Source organism: Mesorhizobium sp. M0768 (assembly GCF_040320195.1).
Classification (GTDB): Bacteria; Pseudomonadota; Alphaproteobacteria; order Rhizobiales; family Rhizobiaceae; genus Mesorhizobium.
Genome location: NZ_JAMYPD010000008.1, coordinates 83,769 through 100,420, shown reverse-complemented (window position 1 = coordinate 100,420; position 16,652 = coordinate 83,769). Strand labels below are relative to the sequence as shown.

At 60.6% G+C, this 16,652-nt stretch carries 14 protein-coding genes; 10 read left to right on the top strand and 4 right to left on the bottom strand.

Annotated features, from left to right (window positions below; genetic code table 11):
* Positions 1-82 precede the first annotated feature (82 nt).
* Entirely contained in the window at positions 83-1,258 is a 1,176-nt protein-coding gene (locus NKI08_RS13465) for an LVIVD repeat-containing protein (protein WP_352769994.1), read from the bottom strand.
* Between the two features lie 93 nt (positions 1,259-1,351).
* Between NKI08_RS13465 and NKI08_RS13460 the strand changes: the two genes are divergently transcribed.
* Together NKI08_RS13460 and NKI08_RS13455 are read left to right on the top strand one after the other, a co-directional pair.
* Entirely contained in the window at positions 1,352-1,522 is a 171-nt protein-coding gene (locus tag NKI08_RS13460) for a hypothetical protein (protein ID WP_352682002.1), read from the top strand.
* A gap of 127 nt (positions 1,523-1,649) precedes the next feature.
* Complete coding sequence (locus NKI08_RS13455) at positions 1,650-2,564, top strand: LysR family transcriptional regulator (RefSeq protein WP_352769991.1); 915 nt, start codon at positions 1,650-1,652, stop codon at positions 2,562-2,564.
* Between the two features lie 160 nt (positions 2,565-2,724).
* Here the strand turns inward: NKI08_RS13455 and NKI08_RS13450 are convergent, their stop codons facing one another.
* Positions 2,725-3,972: a cytochrome P450 gene (locus tag NKI08_RS13450; RefSeq protein WP_352769988.1), complete on the bottom strand. Its 1,248-nt coding sequence runs from the start codon at positions 3,970-3,972 to the stop codon at positions 2,725-2,727.
* 97 nt (positions 3,973-4,069) lie between these two features.
* Between NKI08_RS13450 and NKI08_RS13445 the strand changes: the two genes are divergently transcribed.
* Positions 4,070-5,173 (top strand): NAD(P)/FAD-dependent oxidoreductase, encoded by a 1,104-nt coding sequence (locus NKI08_RS13445; protein WP_352769985.1) that lies wholly within the window; start codon positions 4,070-4,072, stop codon positions 5,171-5,173.
* 7 nt (positions 5,174-5,180) lie between these two features.
* Here the strand turns inward: NKI08_RS13445 and NKI08_RS13440 are convergent, their stop codons facing one another.
* Positions 5,181-5,771, bottom strand: a complete 591-nt coding sequence (locus NKI08_RS13440; RefSeq protein WP_352542611.1) for a hypothetical protein — start codon at positions 5,769-5,771, stop codon at positions 5,181-5,183.
* Between the two features lie 374 nt (positions 5,772-6,145).
* Here NKI08_RS13440 and NKI08_RS13435 point away from each other — a divergent pair, with 374 nt between their 5' ends.
* The 7 genes from NKI08_RS13435 to NKI08_RS13405 all read left to right on the top strand — a co-directional run bounded on the left by NKI08_RS13435 (position 6,146) and on the right by NKI08_RS13405 (position 15,539).
* Positions 6,146-7,540, top strand: coding sequence for a TackOD1 domain-containing metal-binding protein (locus NKI08_RS13435; protein WP_352769981.1), 1,395 nt, complete (start codon positions 6,146-6,148; stop codon positions 7,538-7,540).
* Positions 7,537-8,811 carry a glycosyltransferase family 2 protein gene (locus NKI08_RS13430; RefSeq protein ID WP_352769979.1) on the top strand — a complete coding sequence of 425 codons (1,275 nt, stop codon included), beginning with the start codon at positions 7,537-7,539 and terminating at the stop codon, positions 8,809-8,811. The genes NKI08_RS13435 and NKI08_RS13430 overlap by 4 nt, the downstream gene beginning before the upstream one ends.
* A 14-nt stretch (positions 8,812-8,825) precedes the next feature.
* Positions 8,826-9,836, top strand: a complete 1,011-nt coding sequence (locus NKI08_RS13425; protein ID WP_352769976.1) for an HlyD family secretion protein — start codon at positions 8,826-8,828, stop codon at positions 9,834-9,836.
* Between the two features lie 344 nt (positions 9,837-10,180).
* Positions 10,181-10,810 carry an ATP-dependent Clp protease proteolytic subunit gene (locus NKI08_RS13420; protein ID WP_023674655.1) on the top strand — a complete coding sequence of 210 codons (630 nt, stop codon included), beginning with the start codon at positions 10,181-10,183 and terminating at the stop codon, positions 10,808-10,810.
* Between the two features lie 293 nt (positions 10,811-11,103).
* Positions 11,104-12,378, top strand: coding sequence for an ATP-dependent Clp protease ATP-binding subunit ClpX (gene clpX, locus NKI08_RS13415; RefSeq protein ID WP_006332719.1), 1,275 nt, complete (start codon positions 11,104-11,106; stop codon positions 12,376-12,378).
* Positions 12,379-12,658: 280 nt separating this feature from the next.
* Positions 12,659-15,070, top strand: coding sequence for an endopeptidase La (lon, locus tag NKI08_RS13410; protein ID WP_352501552.1), 2,412 nt, complete (start codon positions 12,659-12,661; stop codon positions 15,068-15,070).
* Positions 15,071-15,266: 196 nt separating this feature from the next.
* Positions 15,267-15,539 carry an HU family DNA-binding protein gene (locus tag NKI08_RS13405; RefSeq protein ID WP_006201846.1) on the top strand — a complete coding sequence of 91 codons (273 nt, stop codon included), beginning with the start codon at positions 15,267-15,269 and terminating at the stop codon, positions 15,537-15,539.
* 74 nt (positions 15,540-15,613) lie between these two features.
* Here NKI08_RS13405 and NKI08_RS13400 read toward each other — a convergent pair whose 3' ends face one another.
* On the bottom strand, positions 15,614-16,636 hold the full coding sequence (locus NKI08_RS13400) for an aldo/keto reductase (protein ID WP_352471963.1): 1,023 nt from the start codon (positions 16,634-16,636) through the stop codon (positions 15,614-15,616).
* Between the last annotated feature and the right edge of the window lie 16 nt (positions 16,637-16,652).

Below are 16,652 nucleotides of genomic sequence, written 5' to 3'. Positions count from 1 at the left end.
GGTGCCATGAAACTCCCGGCAAATCCTGACTGCCTCCGCTTCCGCGCTCCGACTAAGGCTTCATTCAGGATGAATGTGACCGTCACGTTCGATCCGTTTCCGGCCGCGGGCCGGTGTAGCGGAGAATCCAGAGCCCCTGGTTCTTGTCAGTTATGTAAACGAAGCCGCGCCGGTCCACGACCACGTCCTCGGTCTGAACAACCAGCTTGTCTTCCGGCATAGGGCCGTAGCGTCGGACTGGCTCCGGCGGGATGAAGTAGCCGACCTCGCGCGGAAGCCGAGTATTCGAGACGTCATAGACCCTGAGCCCGGCGTTGAAGTGCGCGATATAGAACAGATCGCCTTGTTTCTGGACATCGGGATGATGCTGGTGGTGGTTGATGTTGTGCGGTCCGCGCCAGCCGCCACGAGTTGTGAAATCCGAATAGGGAGCGCCTTCGGGTGGCACTGGTTCAGGCAACAGCGACAGCAGAAAGGGTTCACTGGAATCGGAAATATCGACGATCGAAGCGTGATGCATCGGACCAAGTCCATAGGTGACGTTCTCCGAATTGGCGAAGGCAATGCCGCGCTCTGGAATAGGCAGCACGCTATGCACACCGAAGCGCGAGTGAAACGGAGGGCTGAAGCTCAGGCCGCCGACCTGCCTCGGCTGGGAGACATCGCTAATATCGAGCACAACGATTCCCGCCGCACCATAAGGCAAATAGACAAGATCGCCAGTGACATAAGGCGGGCCGTGCAGCGAGACATCCTCGCCCGTGCTGGCGCAGAAGGCGCCGCACATGCATTGCGGCTTCAGTCGCAACCGGTAGCGATCGACGGTCTCCTGGTCGGCGGCGGGCTTCGCAGCCGCAAAGCTCTCGCCGCCGGCCTCGTGCTGGCCCGGCACCCACCAGCGTCCGGCTTCGCGCGGATTCGAGCGATCCGAAATATCGAGGATGACGTAGATGTTGCCCCTGTAACCCGGCATGCCGGCGGCAAGGTGGACATAACGTCCACCGGGATAGAGGTTGCGATGCGTGCCGTTTCCGCCGGTGCGGTAGTGACTGAGTTGTTTCGGATTGATGGGGTCCGCGATATCCCAGATCAGAACGCCTTCGCCGAACGGTGCGTCGGGGTCACCGCCGAAATTAGCAAAGGGCTTTTCGAGGGCGGTCACCATCGTGTCGCCGGACAAATCTATTTGTAGAGTCCAAGTATTCGTGCCGAGATAGGGCACGAACTTGACCGTCTCGGGCTTGGCCGGGTCGGTCACGTCCACGATGCTCCAGCCGGAGTGCCAGAAGTGCCCAGTGTAGAGATACCAACGTTCGCCAACCTGCCTGATCGCCATTTTGAAGGCTGGGCGATGATCGAGATCGGTATAGCCCACTGCTTCGACATTGTGGGCGAAAGCGCCAGGGGGCGCTGGCGACGAAGCTGGAACGGGCTGGGCAAGGGCCTCGCAGACAAGACCGGATTGAGATGTCGCGGCGATCGTCGCGCCGATGAGCGGCACTTTCAGCATCTGGCGGCGTGAAATCTCGGAATTTTTCAAAGCGCGTCTCCCGGATTTTGCAGCTTTCCGGATTTTGCAGATTCCGATACTTTCCGTCCAATATCGTTTGAGCCATGGGTAATTCTATTTGGGAAATTAAAGGCTGAAGATGAACCACAAGCTGATGCAGTCCTTCATGGCCGTCGCCGAAGAGCTGCATTTCGGGCGCGCGGCAGCGCGCTTGCATATCTCACAGCCGCCCCTGACAAAGCAGATCCAGCAACTGGAACAGGCGATGGGTGTGCGCTTGCTGGAGCGCACCAAGCGCAAGGTCGAACTGACTGCGGCGGGGCGTGTGTTCCTTGATGAGGTTAGGGCCGTGCTTCAGCAGACAGAGCAGGCGGTGGAGCTTGCTCGCAAAGCCGATCGTGGCGAAACCGGCCATCTTGCTGTCGGATTCATCGACGCGGCTATCTACAGCGTGGTGCCGTCTGTCGTCCAACGCTTCACCAAGCGCTATCCCGAGGTCGAGTTGAGCCTGACCGACCTGCGCATTCCCAATCAAGTCAGGGCTGTGGCCGAACGCCAGCTCGATGTCGGTTTTGTTCATCCTCCCGTCGTTCACAACGCATTGAAGGTCGAAAGCATACTGGTCGAACCCCTGATCGTGGCCTTGCCGGAAACGCATCGGCTGGCCTCGGAAGCAGAGGTCGCGCTAGCCGACTTGGCCTCCGAAGCGTTGATTCAGTTCCCGCGCAGCATCAATCCATCCCTCTATGACGAGATCGTCGGGTTGTGCCGTTCATCCGGGTTCAGCCCGAGGATCGTTCGAGAAGCAACGCCGAAGCAGACAATCATCGGACTTGTATCCGTCGGGCTGGGCGTCTCGCTGCTGCCCGCCTGTCTGCAAAATTTGCGCCGGAGCGGCGTCGTTTATCGCCCTATCCAGGGACGAACCTTGTCTATCGACACTTCAATCATCTACCGGCATGAACAACCCTCGCCGGTGCTGAAGGCCTTCCTCGACATCGTCCGCGAGACGACGCAAAAAGATTCAAATCCCGTCTCTCTTCAAGCTTCATGACCGAATTTCTATAGGCATCCGGGATTGTTAGTGTGAGGTCCTGCTTCCGGTAGCTTCATCGTTCGATCAGCGATTATTTGGCACTCGCGGCCTTGAGATGTTACCTATTTGACCGGAATTCGCCGGAGCCGGCTTCGAAGCCTGTCGTCGGAAGCCGTCCTCAGATTCTGACGGCAAGCGTTTCCGGCCCGTGGAAATGATACGTGTCACGGAAGCGCGGCTGTTCGGCCATTTGGAGCCGCGGCAGGCGTTCGAACAAGGTTTTCAGCGACACCTGCAGTTCGAGCCGGGCGAGCGGCGCGCCGATGCAGAAATGGATGCCGGCGCCGAACGACACGTTCTTCTGGTCGGCACGGTCCGGCCTGAAGGCGAGGGGCTCGGCAAACGCAGTAGGGTCGCGATTGGCCATGCCGAGCAGCAGACCGATCGTCTCGCCCGGCTGGACGATGATCCCCGGCCCGGCCTCGACCTCCTGATAGGCGTAGCGCGTGAACATGTGTAGCGGCGCGTCGAAGCGCAGGCACTCTTCGACCGTCGCGGCTGTTGCTTCCGGTGAGGCGAAGAAGCGGCGCGGGTCGCCGCCTTGCGCAAGGATCGAGCGCACCGCATTGCCGGTCTGGTGGACAGTTGCTTCATGGCCGGCATTGAGCAAAAGGATGGCCGAGGATACCAGCTCGTCCTCCGACAGTTTCTGGCCGTCCTCCTGTGCCGCAATCAGCAGCGACAGAAGATCCTCGTCCGGCCTCTTTCGCCGCTCGGCGACGTAGCCGCGCAGAAAATCGGAAAAGTCGCGCGCGGCGCGATTGGCCGTGTCCTCCGTCTCGCGGGTGCGGCCATGCATGTACATGGCGACCATCCGATGCGACCAGTCGAGGAGCTGCGGCCCCATGTCGACCGGCACGCCGAGCATTTCCGCAATGATGGTGATCGGCAAGGGAGCTGCGAATGCCGGCAGCAGGTCGACTCCTCCTGGTTCGAAACGGTCGATCAGTTCGTTGGCCAGCGCCTCGACACGTGGCCTGAGCCGCTCGACCTGGCGCGAGACGAAGGCGCGGTTGACCAGCGTTCTGAGCCGTGTGTGGACAGGCGGCTCCAGCTCCAGCATCGAATTGGCCTCGATGCCGTCGAACGCGCTGAGGTGCGTGCGGTCCTGACCGATGCCTCGGCTGTCCGGAATGCCGGCCGGGTTCTGCCGGCCGAAGCGGCGATCGCGCAGCAGCCGATTGACGTCGTCGAAGCCGCCAAAGCACCAGAAACCAAATTCTTCCCAGAAGAAGGCGTTCGATGCGCCGTGCACGAAGGCGTAAGCTTCGTAAGGGTCTTGGAAAAAAGCCGGCTCGTGCGGATCGAGCCGCAGGCGACGCGTGGCTGGATCAAAGGCAAGGTAGGGCGGCTTCAATTCGGTCATGCCAGATCATTAGCGCGGCTTGCCTGTCTGGTGCCAGACCGTATGTTGGCCCTCCCGCGAGGCGAGCCGCCGAAGCGGCTGCGGAAGGACGGTTTTCATGAATGTGATCGTGGTCGGTGCAGGCATTGCCGGGCTTTCCACGGCGTGGTCGCTGGTCAGGGCCGGGCACCTCGTCTCGATCGTCGAGCAGGGACCGATCCCCAATCCGCTCGCCGCCTCCGGCGACCATCATCGCATCATCCGCCGCGCCTACCGGGCCGGAACGGGCTACGGCCGGCTGATCACCGAAACCTATGAAGCCTGGGATGAGATGTGGGCCGATCTCGGTGAAAGCCATCTCGATCCGCGCGGCTTCATCTGCATTTCGCGCCAGCCGGGCGATGAGGCCGAGGAATACCGCGAAGGCATGGAAGCCGGGAACTACCCGTTCGAATTGTTCGAGCCGGACGCCGCGGTCGAACGCTGGCCGTTCCTGCAGCCCGGTTCATTCCGCTATGCGTATTTTTCGCCGGACGGCGGCGCGCTGCACTGCCGCAAGATCGCCTCGGGCCTCGCCAGATGGCTGCGCGCGAACGGCGCCAATGTCTACGAAAACAGCAAGGTGGTCGAGATCGACGCCGACGCCGGGCATGTTGTGCTTGCGGGCGGCGAAACGATGCAGGCCGAACGGATCGTCGTCGCTGCCGGCGCCTGGGTGCTGAAACTGTTCCCGGAGCTGGATGGCGAGCTGAAAACCTGGCGCACCGCGCTCGCCTATGTCGAACCGCCGGCGGACCTGAAAGCGGTCTGGCAGGCAGCACCGGTCGTCCTCAACATCGGCGGCACTGTCGACGGCTACGCCATCCCGCCGACAGGCGGCGCCGGCATGAAATTCGGCTCGGGCCTGCACAGGGTGCCGACCAGCGATGCAGACTGGAACCGTCAGCCGGTACCGGGCGAGGGTGAGGCGATCCGCAACCTGTTTTCGCCGCCGATCGCTCGTGTCGAGGAGTACAAGGTCACCGAAGTGGTCACCTGCGCCTACACATTCACCGCCGACGAGAAGTTCCTGGCCCACCGGAAAGGCAGATGCCTGATCGTCTCGGCCTGCTCCGGCCACGGCTACAAGTTCGGCGCGGCGGTCGGCAGAAGGGTTGCGGCCTGCGTCGGCAATGGCGATGTCGACGGCCTGAAGAAATGGCTCAGGGCAGAGGTGGCCTGAGCGGCTGCTAGTACCGGCAGTGGCGTGGGATGTGCACGCGCCGCCAGCTGGATGAGCCCTCCCTGACCACCACGCGGCGAGCCACTGTCTGATAAGACGCCGGAATGTCGACGATGCGCTGTTGCTCCGGCCGCACGAGAACCTCTTCGGCGACGCTCTCGTATTCGGCGGGCAGGACAACGCGCCGCCGGCGTTCCGGCTCAATCACGACGATCTCGGCCACGCGTTCATAGCGCGCCTTGTGCCTGACCTTGCACAGCACCTTGCGGCCATTGATGATGCGCCATTCCCAGGAATAGCCGCCGTCATCGACCCTCACGGACCGGTAGATGGTGCGGGTGATGGCGGGCACGATCTCGTAGCTGACGCGCGCCGGCGCGATCTGCACCACGCGCTCGCGCGTCCCGTAGATTGGCGCCTCGTATTCCACCTGCTGGCCGGCTGGGCTGACGAGCACATCCTCGTAGACGGTGTCGTAGACGGCCGGCCGATTGACCTGCTCGTAGCATTCGACCGCGCGTCCGCCGGCCGCCGTTTCCGACATTGTGCCGAGCATGGTCAGGCCGGCAATGGCGAAGGAAGAAGCTTTCCTGGTCATGGAACTCCCCCTGTTCGAACCGCATGAAGCGGGTTCAACGTTGAACTGTAGGGAAAGCCATGTCGTGGAAAAGGCGATTCATCAAACTTCGTTAATTCGACTACCTGAGTCCGACAGACAAATTCTTGCTGCCAATTAAGCATCCGCTAACAATCAACGAATAACATTTGACGTATTCGAGTTGATTGACTTGGTCGCTGGTCAGGAACGTCGTGGGGGGACGTAGCTGGCCATCCGGTGTCGCATGCGATCCCGCGTTTTCCGCATATCTCGTCCTGCAATAATCCTTTCAGTAAATGTGACGTTGCCCTTGGATCCTCCACCCAGGCTGCAAGTCGTACCTGTGGCGGCGTTCCTTTGCGAGCGCCGGGCAAATGGAGGCCGACATGCCCGCAGAACTTGTTGCGAAATCCGTTGTGCAACTGCCGGCACCGACGGCTTCCACCGCAAGCCATGAACTCACCGACCTTTGCCTGGCACTCTGGGCCAGAATGGGATTGTCCTGGAAGCCTGCCGTCGAATGGTTCCCACGCGTGGTCGTTCTGCATTCGGCGATCTACCGCACGATGTTCGACTCCTCGTCGGAAGGGGACATCGATGCCGTTCTTCTGGCCGATGAGCGGCGTAACTCGCCGCTGGACAACCTGCGTGACCACATTCCGCTGGCGATGGTGCCTGTCATCGATCTGGGCGGCCGTGCCGGCCGGTTCGCGGATGTACATTTCGATCTGATGCAGCAAACGACTTGGGCGGAGACGGCAAAATGCATACTCGATTTTCGCCGCCGCCGCGAACAGCTTGCCGCGCACATCCGTTCGACAAATACGCCCGAAACGCGCTTTCTTGCGCATGCCTTCGTCGCCGGCAGAAGCATCGAAGCCAAGCGCTATCCGATGACGTCGGCCTCCATAAGCTATCCGGGCTTTCCGTCGGCGGCCAAGACGATCCCGATCGCCGAAGATCTCTCCCATCGCGGACTTCTGCTTAAGACCTTCTTCGACCGCGTGCATGAGTGCGGCGCCTGCGGGTCGCGGCGGCTTACCGTTCGCGAGGAATGTCCCTCCTGCCGTTCGGCCGATATGTTCGAGGCCGAGCTTATTCATCATTATCGTTGCGCGGCTCTTCGTCCTGAAGGCGATTTTCGGCAGGGAAGCGCACTGGTCTGCCCCAAATGCAGCCAGCAATTGCGTCACTATGGAAAGGACTATGACAAGCCCGGCCACTCGCAAATCTGCAGGAGGTGCAAGGATTCGACATCGGAGCCGGCTGTTGGATTCGTCTGCCAGGATTGTGATGCGCGGGCTGATGGCGACAGCGTTAAACGTATCGACTTTTTTTCCTACGCACTCACGGATCAGGCGCTGTCTCTGCTCACCAGTCCGGAGAAAAAGCTGCCAACGTCCTTGTTGGGGTTGCCGCCGTCCCTGGTTCAGGAACTCGACCGCGCACGCATGACCGGAGCGAAGGGCCCGCCGTTGGCGGTCACGGAATTGCGTTACGGAGCACGAGAGTCGCTCATAAAATCAAAGGGCCAGGACGTCTTTGAGAAACTGCGCCGTCTCTTCATCGAAAACCTGAGCAATTACCTTGCGGAGACAGGATCGGTGCACAAAGGCGCCGCCGCCGACTATTTCATCATGACGGCGAAGGGCGACGCAACATTGTCGGAGCAGATATCGGCAATGCTTTCAATCTGCGAGGCGTCTTTGGGCGAAAAGCTTGATCCTCGCCCTCGGGTGGCGACCAAAACGGGGCAAGCCTCGCGTTGAATGATCTCGAACTCGGATTTGCGTTCCTGCTAGCTCAATCGACGGCGAGCCTGGCCTCCGTTTTCTGGTACACGCTGGTCTTTGAGTTCCCCCGCTACATCATTCCGTTCGTCGCGGCCGCTGTGACCATGCGTTCGCGTGATGCCGCGGGTTCGATTGACCCTGAGCGACCATTACGGCCCAATGTAAGCATCATTCTGGTTGGCCATAATGAGGCTGAGTCCATCGAAACCTGCGTCCGCTCGTTGCGGGAACAGTCTTTCAATGACTTCGAAGTTGTCATTGTCAGTGATGGTTCGACCGATCGGATGAGCAGGGTCTCGCAAGCTCTGGTCAAGAGAGGTTATGCCTCGCGCATCATTTCGACGGATCTGCGGGGCGGCAAGGCGAGCGGGATCAATCTGGCGTGCCGCGTAGCCAAAGGCGACATACTGATCAATGTCGATTGCGACTGTTCGTTTGATCGGTACGCGATCGAGAATATTCTCGGCCCCTTTTCGGATCCAGCGGTTGGAGCGGCATGCGGCGATATTGCACCGCGCAACGGCCACGCGAGTATCGTCGCCCAGTTTCAGGAGATCGAATATTTGCAGTCGATTTCGGTCGGAAAGCGTATTGCTGGAGCTCTCGATCAGGTCGTTTGCATTTCGGGAGCGTTCAGCGCCTTCAGGCGCAAAGCCCTTTTGGGGGTTGGGGGGTTCGACGTAGGCGGTGGCGAGGATCTGGATGTCACGCTGAGATTGCGGCGGGCGGGCTGGCGCATGGCCTATGTACCGGATGCGATCTGCTATACGGACGTCCCGATAACCGCATACCAATATATCCGCCAGCGATTGCGCTGGGAACGCGATGCCATTTGGCTACGCTTTCGCAAACACTACCGCCTGTTTCATGTCTCGGACTCGGGTTTCCGGCTTCCGGAGGCCCTACACCAATGGGATTTCCTCCTTTTCAACGTCGTTGGTGCCGCGATATTCCCGCTCTATCTCGTCTGGCTCGCCCTCCAGTACGGCTCTTTCACGCCCGCGATCCTCATCGGCATGCAGTGCGGCCTCCTGGTTCTCGACGTGTTTGTGCTGGCGCTGGCCAGTTGGACCACCGAGCGGCGGGGGTTCTGGCGAAGCATATGGTTCCTGCCCGGCTACTCCCTGTTCATGACCTATGTGATGAGACCCGTTCGATTGATCGCCTATATCGATGAATGGGTGTTCTCAGGTTCACATCGCGACAACTACACGCCGATCAAAGTTCGGCTAGAGCGGCCCTGGTAGAGAACGAGTTTCAGATGAAATACATTCGAAAACATGTCCGAGTGGACAATCTGGGAAAACAGCAGCGCGCGAGTGTGGGAAGTTGGGGTCGCATCGTTTACCTCGCTCTCCTCGGTTTGTTTTCCTCTTCGATCGTCTACTACCTCATTGGTGATGCGGTCGTCTTGTCAGCGGACGGTATTGTCCTGAAGGATCGGTATGCCGTCGATGCCGCCTATCCGGCCAAGGTGACGCATGTCTTTGTCAAGGCGGGAGACAAGGTCGAGCCCGGTACATTGCTCGTCGAGCTTGAATCGTTCGACATGGTCAAGGAGATCGCGGAGCTGCTGTTGCGACAGGGTGAACTCGCCGTTCGCGAGGGCCAGCTCCACAGCCGACACGAAGCGATCCAGTCCGTGATGCCGCTGGCCGAGCGGACAGCGCGTGAAACCAGGACGACACTTGCGAGAATCGACACCATCGTCACGGCAGGCATCGTCTCGACTTCGACGAAGGACGAAGCCGTTCGTGGCAGCTTCCAGGCCGCCGAACATCTGGCTGATCTGACCGGTCAACTGCAAGCGACCAAATCCGAACTCGCCCTGGTGGCGCAATTCCGTGCGAGATCGGGCGAGGCTATGGATGAGGTAAAGGCCATATATGACGGCGGAAACATCCGCTCGGTCACGGAGGGGGTCGTTGGCGCCAAGGTGCCGGTCCCTGGCCAGGTGCTGCGGTTCGGCGATCCGCTTCTACAGATCGACGGCGGCAAGTCCTACGTCCTCGCCTATCTGCCGGACAACTATCTGTTTTCGCTGCGCGAAGGAATGGCGGTCGACGTGGGTAACGGAACCGAGCGTGCAAGAGGAACAGTCGAAAAGATTCTGTCGGTCGCCGACGCGTTGCCGGACGAGTTTCAGAACATGTTCCGGCCCCGCGACAGGTCAAGGCTGATCCGTATCGCACTCGATGAGGCGAATTCCTTCGCGGTCTCGCAAAAAGTATCAGTGAGTGGTTGCGCGTTCGGCTTCTGTTGGGCCAGGTAGCGCCTGCTTAATCCTGCGGAGGCAGCTACTTAGCGGTCCCGGGAACGCAATCAATCTTCCTCGCCTGGTACGACGTTCCAGACCCTTCGCGTTGCGAGCGACGCCAGTGCCACCATGGCCGCGCGAAACCGTGGATCAAAGAGGTGAAGTCAATCCACCAGGATCCGTGCCGCGTCCTCCGGGCACCGTCCGGCAAGCTTGATTCGTTTTAACCAAGTCGCTAGGAGAGGCGGCCTTGCGCTAGGGTGAGCCGGCATCCTATTTACACAATAACGATCCAGAACCGATTCTGCCCGATTGCAAATCTCCGGCGCCGGAATCCCATCCTCAAAAAGGGATAGTCCATGAAGAACCCCGTCGAAACCTACATGAACCTCGTTCCGATGGTGGTCGAACAGACCAATCGCGGCGAGCGGGCCTACGACATTTTCTCGCGGCTCCTCAAGGAGCGCATCATTTTCATCACCGGCCCGGTCGAGGATGGCATGGCGACGCTGGTCTGCGCGCAGCTGCTGTTCCTCGAGGCGGAGAATCCGAAGAAGGAAATCAACCTCTATATCAACTCGCCCGGCGGCGTCGTCACCTCCGGCATGGCGATCTACGACACCATGCAGTTCATCAAGCCTGCGGTGTCGACGCTCTGCATCGGTCAGGCCGCCTCGATGGGCTCGCTGCTCTTGACGGCGGGCCACAAGGACATGCGCTTTGCCACCCCGAACGCCCGCATCATGGTCCACCAGCCTTCCGGCGGCTTCCAGGGCCAGGCTTCCGACATCGAGCGCCATGCCCAGGACATCATCAAACTGAAGCGCCGCCTCAACGAGGTCTACGTCAAGCACACCGGCAAGAGTTATGATGAGATTGAAAAAACGCTCGACCGTGACCATTTCATGACTGCCGACGAGGCCAGGGATTTCGGCCTCATCGACAAGGTCATTTCGTCACGTGAGCCGGTCGAAGGTATTGCCTTATAGGCCCGCGGTGGCAATGAGTGGCGGGATCACGCGCTTTTGGCGCAGCTTGCGGCATTTCGGCCACAATTGGCTGTTCCCTCGACGGGTGCAATTGCCTACGTTAAGGCTATGTTGATTTTCGACGGCTTAGCTTTGCGTGGGGTTGTTCGAATCATTGCCCCGTTTTCCGATTTGTGTTTCGTACGGAATGCGTTGCGGGAGCCGGGGCACTGGCGGCGGCGGATTCCCGCGATAGATTGAATATGCGCCCTTTCAACCAGACCATCGGCGGGCGGCCATGAAAGGACATGAAAATGAGCAAGGTCGGCAACAACAGCGGTGATTCCAAGAACACGCTTTATTGCTCGTTTTGCGGTAAAAGCCAGCACGAAGTGCGCAAGCTGATCGCCGGGCCGACGGTGTTCATCTGCGACGAATGCGTCGAACTGTGCATGGACATCATCCGCGAGGAGAACAAGACCTCGATGGTGAAGTCGCGCGAGGGCGTGCCGACCCCGCAGGAAATCCTCAAGGTTCTCGACGACTACGTCATCGGCCAGCCTTACGCCAAGCGCGTGCTGTCGGTGGCCGTCCACAACCACTACAAGCGCCTCGCCCATGCCGGCAAGAACAACGACGTCGAGCTGGCGAAGTCGAACATCCTGCTGATCGGCCCGACCGGCTGCGGCAAGACGTTGCTGGCGCAGACTCTGGCCCGCATCATCGACGTCCCCTTCACCATGGCCGACGCGACGACGTTGACCGAGGCCGGCTATGTCGGCGAGGACGTCGAAAACATCATCCTGAAGCTGTTGCAGTCGGCCGACTACAATGTCGAGCGCGCCCAGCGCGGCATCGTCTATATCGACGAGATCGACAAGATCTCGCGCAAGTCGGACAATCCCTCGATCACCCGCGACGTGTCGGGCGAGGGCGTGCAGCAGGCACTTTTGAAGATTATGGAAGGCACTGTCGCCTCCGTGCCGCCGCAGGGCGGCAGGAAGCATCCGCAGCAGGAATTCCTGCAGGTCGACACCGCCAACATCCTGTTCATCTGCGGCGGCGCTTTCGCCGGCCTGGACAAGATCATCTCGGATCGCGGCAGGAAGACCTCGATCGGATTCGGCGCCATCGTCGCTTCGCCCGAGGATCGCCGCACCGGCGATGTTTTCCGCCTGGTCGAGCCTGAGGATCTGTTGAAGTTCGGCCTCATTCCCGAGTTCGTCGGCCGTCTGCCTGTCCTGGCGACGCTGGAGGATCTCGACGAGCCGGCGCTGATCCAGATCCTGACCGAACCGAAGAACGCGCTGGTCAAGCAGTATCAGCGGCTGTTCGAGATGGAGAATGTCGACCTGACCTTCCATGAGAACGCGCTGTCGGCGATCGCCAAGCGCGCCATCGAGCGCAAGACCGGCGCACGCGGCCTGCGTTCGATCATGGAAGCGATCCTGCTCGACACCATGTTCGAGCTGCCGGCACTGGAAGGCGTGCGCGAAGTGGTTATTTCGGAAGAGGTGGTGTCAGGCAACGCCAGGCCGCTCTACATCTATTCCGAGCAGAAGGAAAAGAAGGGCAACGTCAGCGCCTGACGTGAGCCGGCAATGGATTTTTCTGAAACGGCGCCGCAGGGCGCCGTTTTGCTGTCGCACACCGCGTACGGCGCCGCGTAGTGGCTGCGGATTGGAGGGACGGACCGTGTTGACCCTTGATCTTTACCCCCCGGGCCTCCAACTAAAGGCGGAAGGCCGTGGTGCCGAATTCTGTGCTGTAAAACTCCCGTCACAAACGGTGGTAGGCGGAACGATCCCCGGTCGTTAATATGAGATTCGCGGTTGGCCGATTGGCGGCCGCGACATGAAAGGTTGGACAATGGCCAAATTATCCAAGGCTCCCAGCGACGGCGTCTTCGCAGTCCTCCCACTGCGCGACATCGTGGTGTTCCCGCACATGATCGTTCCGCTCTTCGTCGGGCGTGAAAAGTCGATCAAGGCGCTGGAAGAAGTGATGGGTCAGGAAAAGCAGATCCTGCTCGCGACCCAGATGAATGCCGCCGACGACGATCCGGAGCCCGATGCCATCTTTGACATCGGCACGCTCGCCAATGTGCTGCAATTGCTGAAACTGCCGGACGGCACCGTGAAGGTGCTGGTCGAAGGTGCCTCGCGCGCGAAAATCGTCGCGTTCACCGACCGTCCCGACTTCCATGAGGCCCGTGCTGCGGCGCTGGTCGAACCGGAGGAGGAAGAGGTCGAAGTCGAGGCGCTGGCACGTTCCGTGGTCACCGACTTCGAGAACTACGTCAAGCTGAACAAGAAGATCTCGCCCGAAGTGGTGGGTGCTGCCAGCCAGATCGACGACTATTCCAAGCTCGCCGACACGGTCGCTTCGCACCTTGCCATCAAGATCCCCGAGAAGCAGGAGATGCTCGCCACGCTGTCCGTCAAGGAACGGCTGGAAAAGGCGATGGGCTTCATGGAAGCCGAAATCTCGGTGCTCCAGGTGGAGAAGCGCATCCGCTCGCGCGTCAAGCGCCAGATGGAGAAGACGCAGCGCGAATACTACCTCAACGAGCAGATGAAGGCGATCCAGAAGGAGCTCGGCGAGGGCGAGGACGGCCGCGACGAGGCTGCCGAGATCGAGGCGCGCATCAAGAAGACCAAGCTCTCCAAGGAGGCCCGCGAAAAGGCGGAAGCCGAGCTGAAGAAGCTGCGGACGATGTCGCCGATGTCGGCTGAATCGACCGTCGTGCGCAACTATCTCGACTGGCTGCTGTCGATTCCGTGGGGCAGGAACTCCAAGGTCAAGCAGGACCTGGCCTTTGCCCAGAATGTGCTCGATACCGATCATTTCGGCCTCGACAAGGTCAAGGACCGCATCGTCGAATACCTCGCTGTGCAGAGCCGCCAGAAGAAGCTGAAGGGGCCGATCCTGTGCCTCGTCGGACCTCCCGGCGTGGGCAAGACCTCGCTCGGCAAGTCGATCGCCAAGGCGACCGGCCGTGAGTTCATCCGCATGGCGCTGGGCGGCGTGCGCGACGAGGCCGAGATCCGTGGTCACCGCCGCACCTACATCGGCTCGATGCCCGGCAAGGTCATCCAGTCGATGAAGAAGGCGAAGAAATCCAACCCGCTCTTCCTGCTCGACGAGATCGACAAGATGGGCCAAGATTTCCGCGGCGATCCGTCATCGGCTTTGCTCGAGGTGCTCGATCCCGAGCAGAACTCGACGTTCATGGACCATTACCTCGAGGTCGAATACGACCTGTCGAGCGTGATGTTCGTGACGACGGCGAACACGCTGAACATCCCTGCGCCCTTGATGGACCGCATGGAGATCATCCGTATCGCCGGCTACACCGAGGACGAGAAGATCGAGATCGCCAAGCGTCACCTGATGCCCAAGGTGATCCGCGACCACGCGTTGCAACCGAAGGAGTTCTCCGTCGGCGAGGACGCGATCCGCGGCATCATCCAGACCTACACCCGTGAAGCGGGCGTCAGGAGCCTGGAGCGCGAGCTGATGAAGCTCGGGCGCAAGGCGGTGACCGAGATCCTGAAGACGAAGAAGAAGACGATCAACATCACGGCGGACAATCTTGCCGATTACCTTGGTGTTCCGCGCTTCCGCTTCGGCCAGGTCGAGAGCGACGATCAGGTCGGCGTGGTCACCGGGCTCGCCTGGACGGAAGTCGGCGGCGAGCTGTTGACGGTGGAAGGCGTCATGATGCCCGGCAAAGGCCGCATGACCGTGACCGGCAATCTGCGCGATGTGATGAAGGAATCGATCTCTGCGGCGGCCTCTTACGTCCGCTCGCGGGCCATCGATTTCGGCGTCGAGCCGCCACTGTTCGACAAGCGCGATATCCACGTCCACGTGCCAGAGGGTGCAACCCCGAAGGACGGACCGTCGGCTGGCGTGGCGATGGCGACGGCGATCGTCTCGGTGCTGACCGGTATCCCGGTCAGGGCCGATGTGGCGATGACCGGCGAGATCACGCTGCGCGGCAGGGTGCTGCCGATCGGCGGCCTTAAGGAAAAGCTGCTTGCCGCACTTCGCGGCGGCATCAAGAAGGTGCTGATCCCGGAAGAGAACGCCAAGGATCTGGCGGAGATTCCGGAGAACGTGAAGAGCGGCATGGAGATCATTCCGGTCTCACGGGTTGGCGAAGTGTTGCGCCATGCGCTGGTGCGCATGCCGGAACCGATCCAGTGGGTCGAACCCGTCAATGCGCCGGCCGTGGTCGATGTCGGAGACGAGGCTGGTAAATCGCTGGCGCATTAGTGCTTGCTAAAGTTGCAATGCACAAAGAGAGAGCCGGGCCTTGAGCCCGGCTTTTTCATGTGAAGAACCGCGGATTTCCGGGCTTTTTTCGACTTTCCTGGCGCTTTTCGACTTGGTTGCCGGAGCGCTTCTTTCTAAAGTCCGTTTCCTGCCGGATGAGTCGAGTGTTCCGGTTTTCTCATGGAAGGGAATTTTTATGAACAAGAACGAACTGGTGTCCGCTGTCGCCGATGCCGCGAGTATTTCGAAGGGTGACGCGCAGTCGGCGGTTGATGCGGTGTTTTCCGTGATCACCGGCGAACTGAAAAAGGGCGGCGATGTCCGGCTTGTCGGCTTCGGAAATTTCACCGTGTCAAAACGCGCCGCGTCGACCGGCCGCAATCCGCAGACCGGTGCGGAAGTGAAGATCCCGGCGCGCACCGTGCCGAAGTTCTCGGCCGGCAAGGGCCTCAAGGACGCGGTCAACTAGGCGCCTCCTTAAGTCTTTCAGAGAAAAGAAAAGCCGGCATATCCGGTTTTTCTTTTCTGTTGGAAAAGGCGGCGCTATGCCGTCGGCGCGTCCGTGCGCATCAAGCCTTCTTTCTTGAGATCGGTCCACAGCGCCGATGGCAGCTTCGCGTCGAGCAGGGAGCGATTGCTTTCGACTTCGCCCGGCCGCTGGCCGCCGGGGATTACCGAGACGACGGAAGGATGCAGCAGCGGGAACTGCAGCGCCGCCTCGATCAGGCGCACGCCGTGGCGTTTGCAGACGGCCTCGATGCGGGTGACGCGGTCGATGATGTCCTGCGGCGCCTCCGAATAATTGTAGTAGGCGCCGGGCTTCGGCCCGGTTGCCAGGATGCCGGAATTGTAAGGCCCGCCGAGAACGATGCCGATGCCGCGTTGCTGGCATAGCGGCAGGAAAGACTGCAGCGCTTCCTGCTCCAGCAGCGTGTAACGCCCGGCAAGCAGGAACAGATCGAAATCGCCGCGCTCGGCCAGCGTCTGGGCAACCTGCCACTCGTTGATGCCGCCGCCGAATGCCTTGATCACGCCCTGGTCGCGCAATGCCAGCAATCCGTAGTAGCCGGAGCTCATGAATTCCTGGATGCGCTGGTCCGAGGCTTCCTTGCTGCCATGGGTGAAGATGTCGACATCGTGCACGAAGAGGATGTCGATGCGGTCGACGCCGAGCCGTTCCAGCGAGGCCTCGAAGGAGCGCATGACGCCGTCATAGCTGTAATCGTAGACCTCTCGGCGCGATGGGGTGTCGAAGAACTTGCCGATGCCGGTGCGCTGTTCCGGCGGGCAGGCGCGCATTATGCGCCCGACTTTGCTGGACAGCACGTAGTCGTCGCGCTTCTTCGAACGCAGGAACGGATTGAGCCGCGTTTCGGCTAGGCCTAGCCCATAAAGCGGCGCGGTGTCGAAGTAGCGGCAGCCGACCCGCCATGCCGCCTCCAGCGTAGCATTGGCATCCTCGTCGGAGACGGCGCGGTAAAGATTGCCGAGCGGTGCGGTGCCGAAGCCGAGCTCGGTGAAGGTGATGCCGCCATTGCCGATGCGGTCGAAATGCCGTGTCTTCATATGTCGTCGTTTCCTC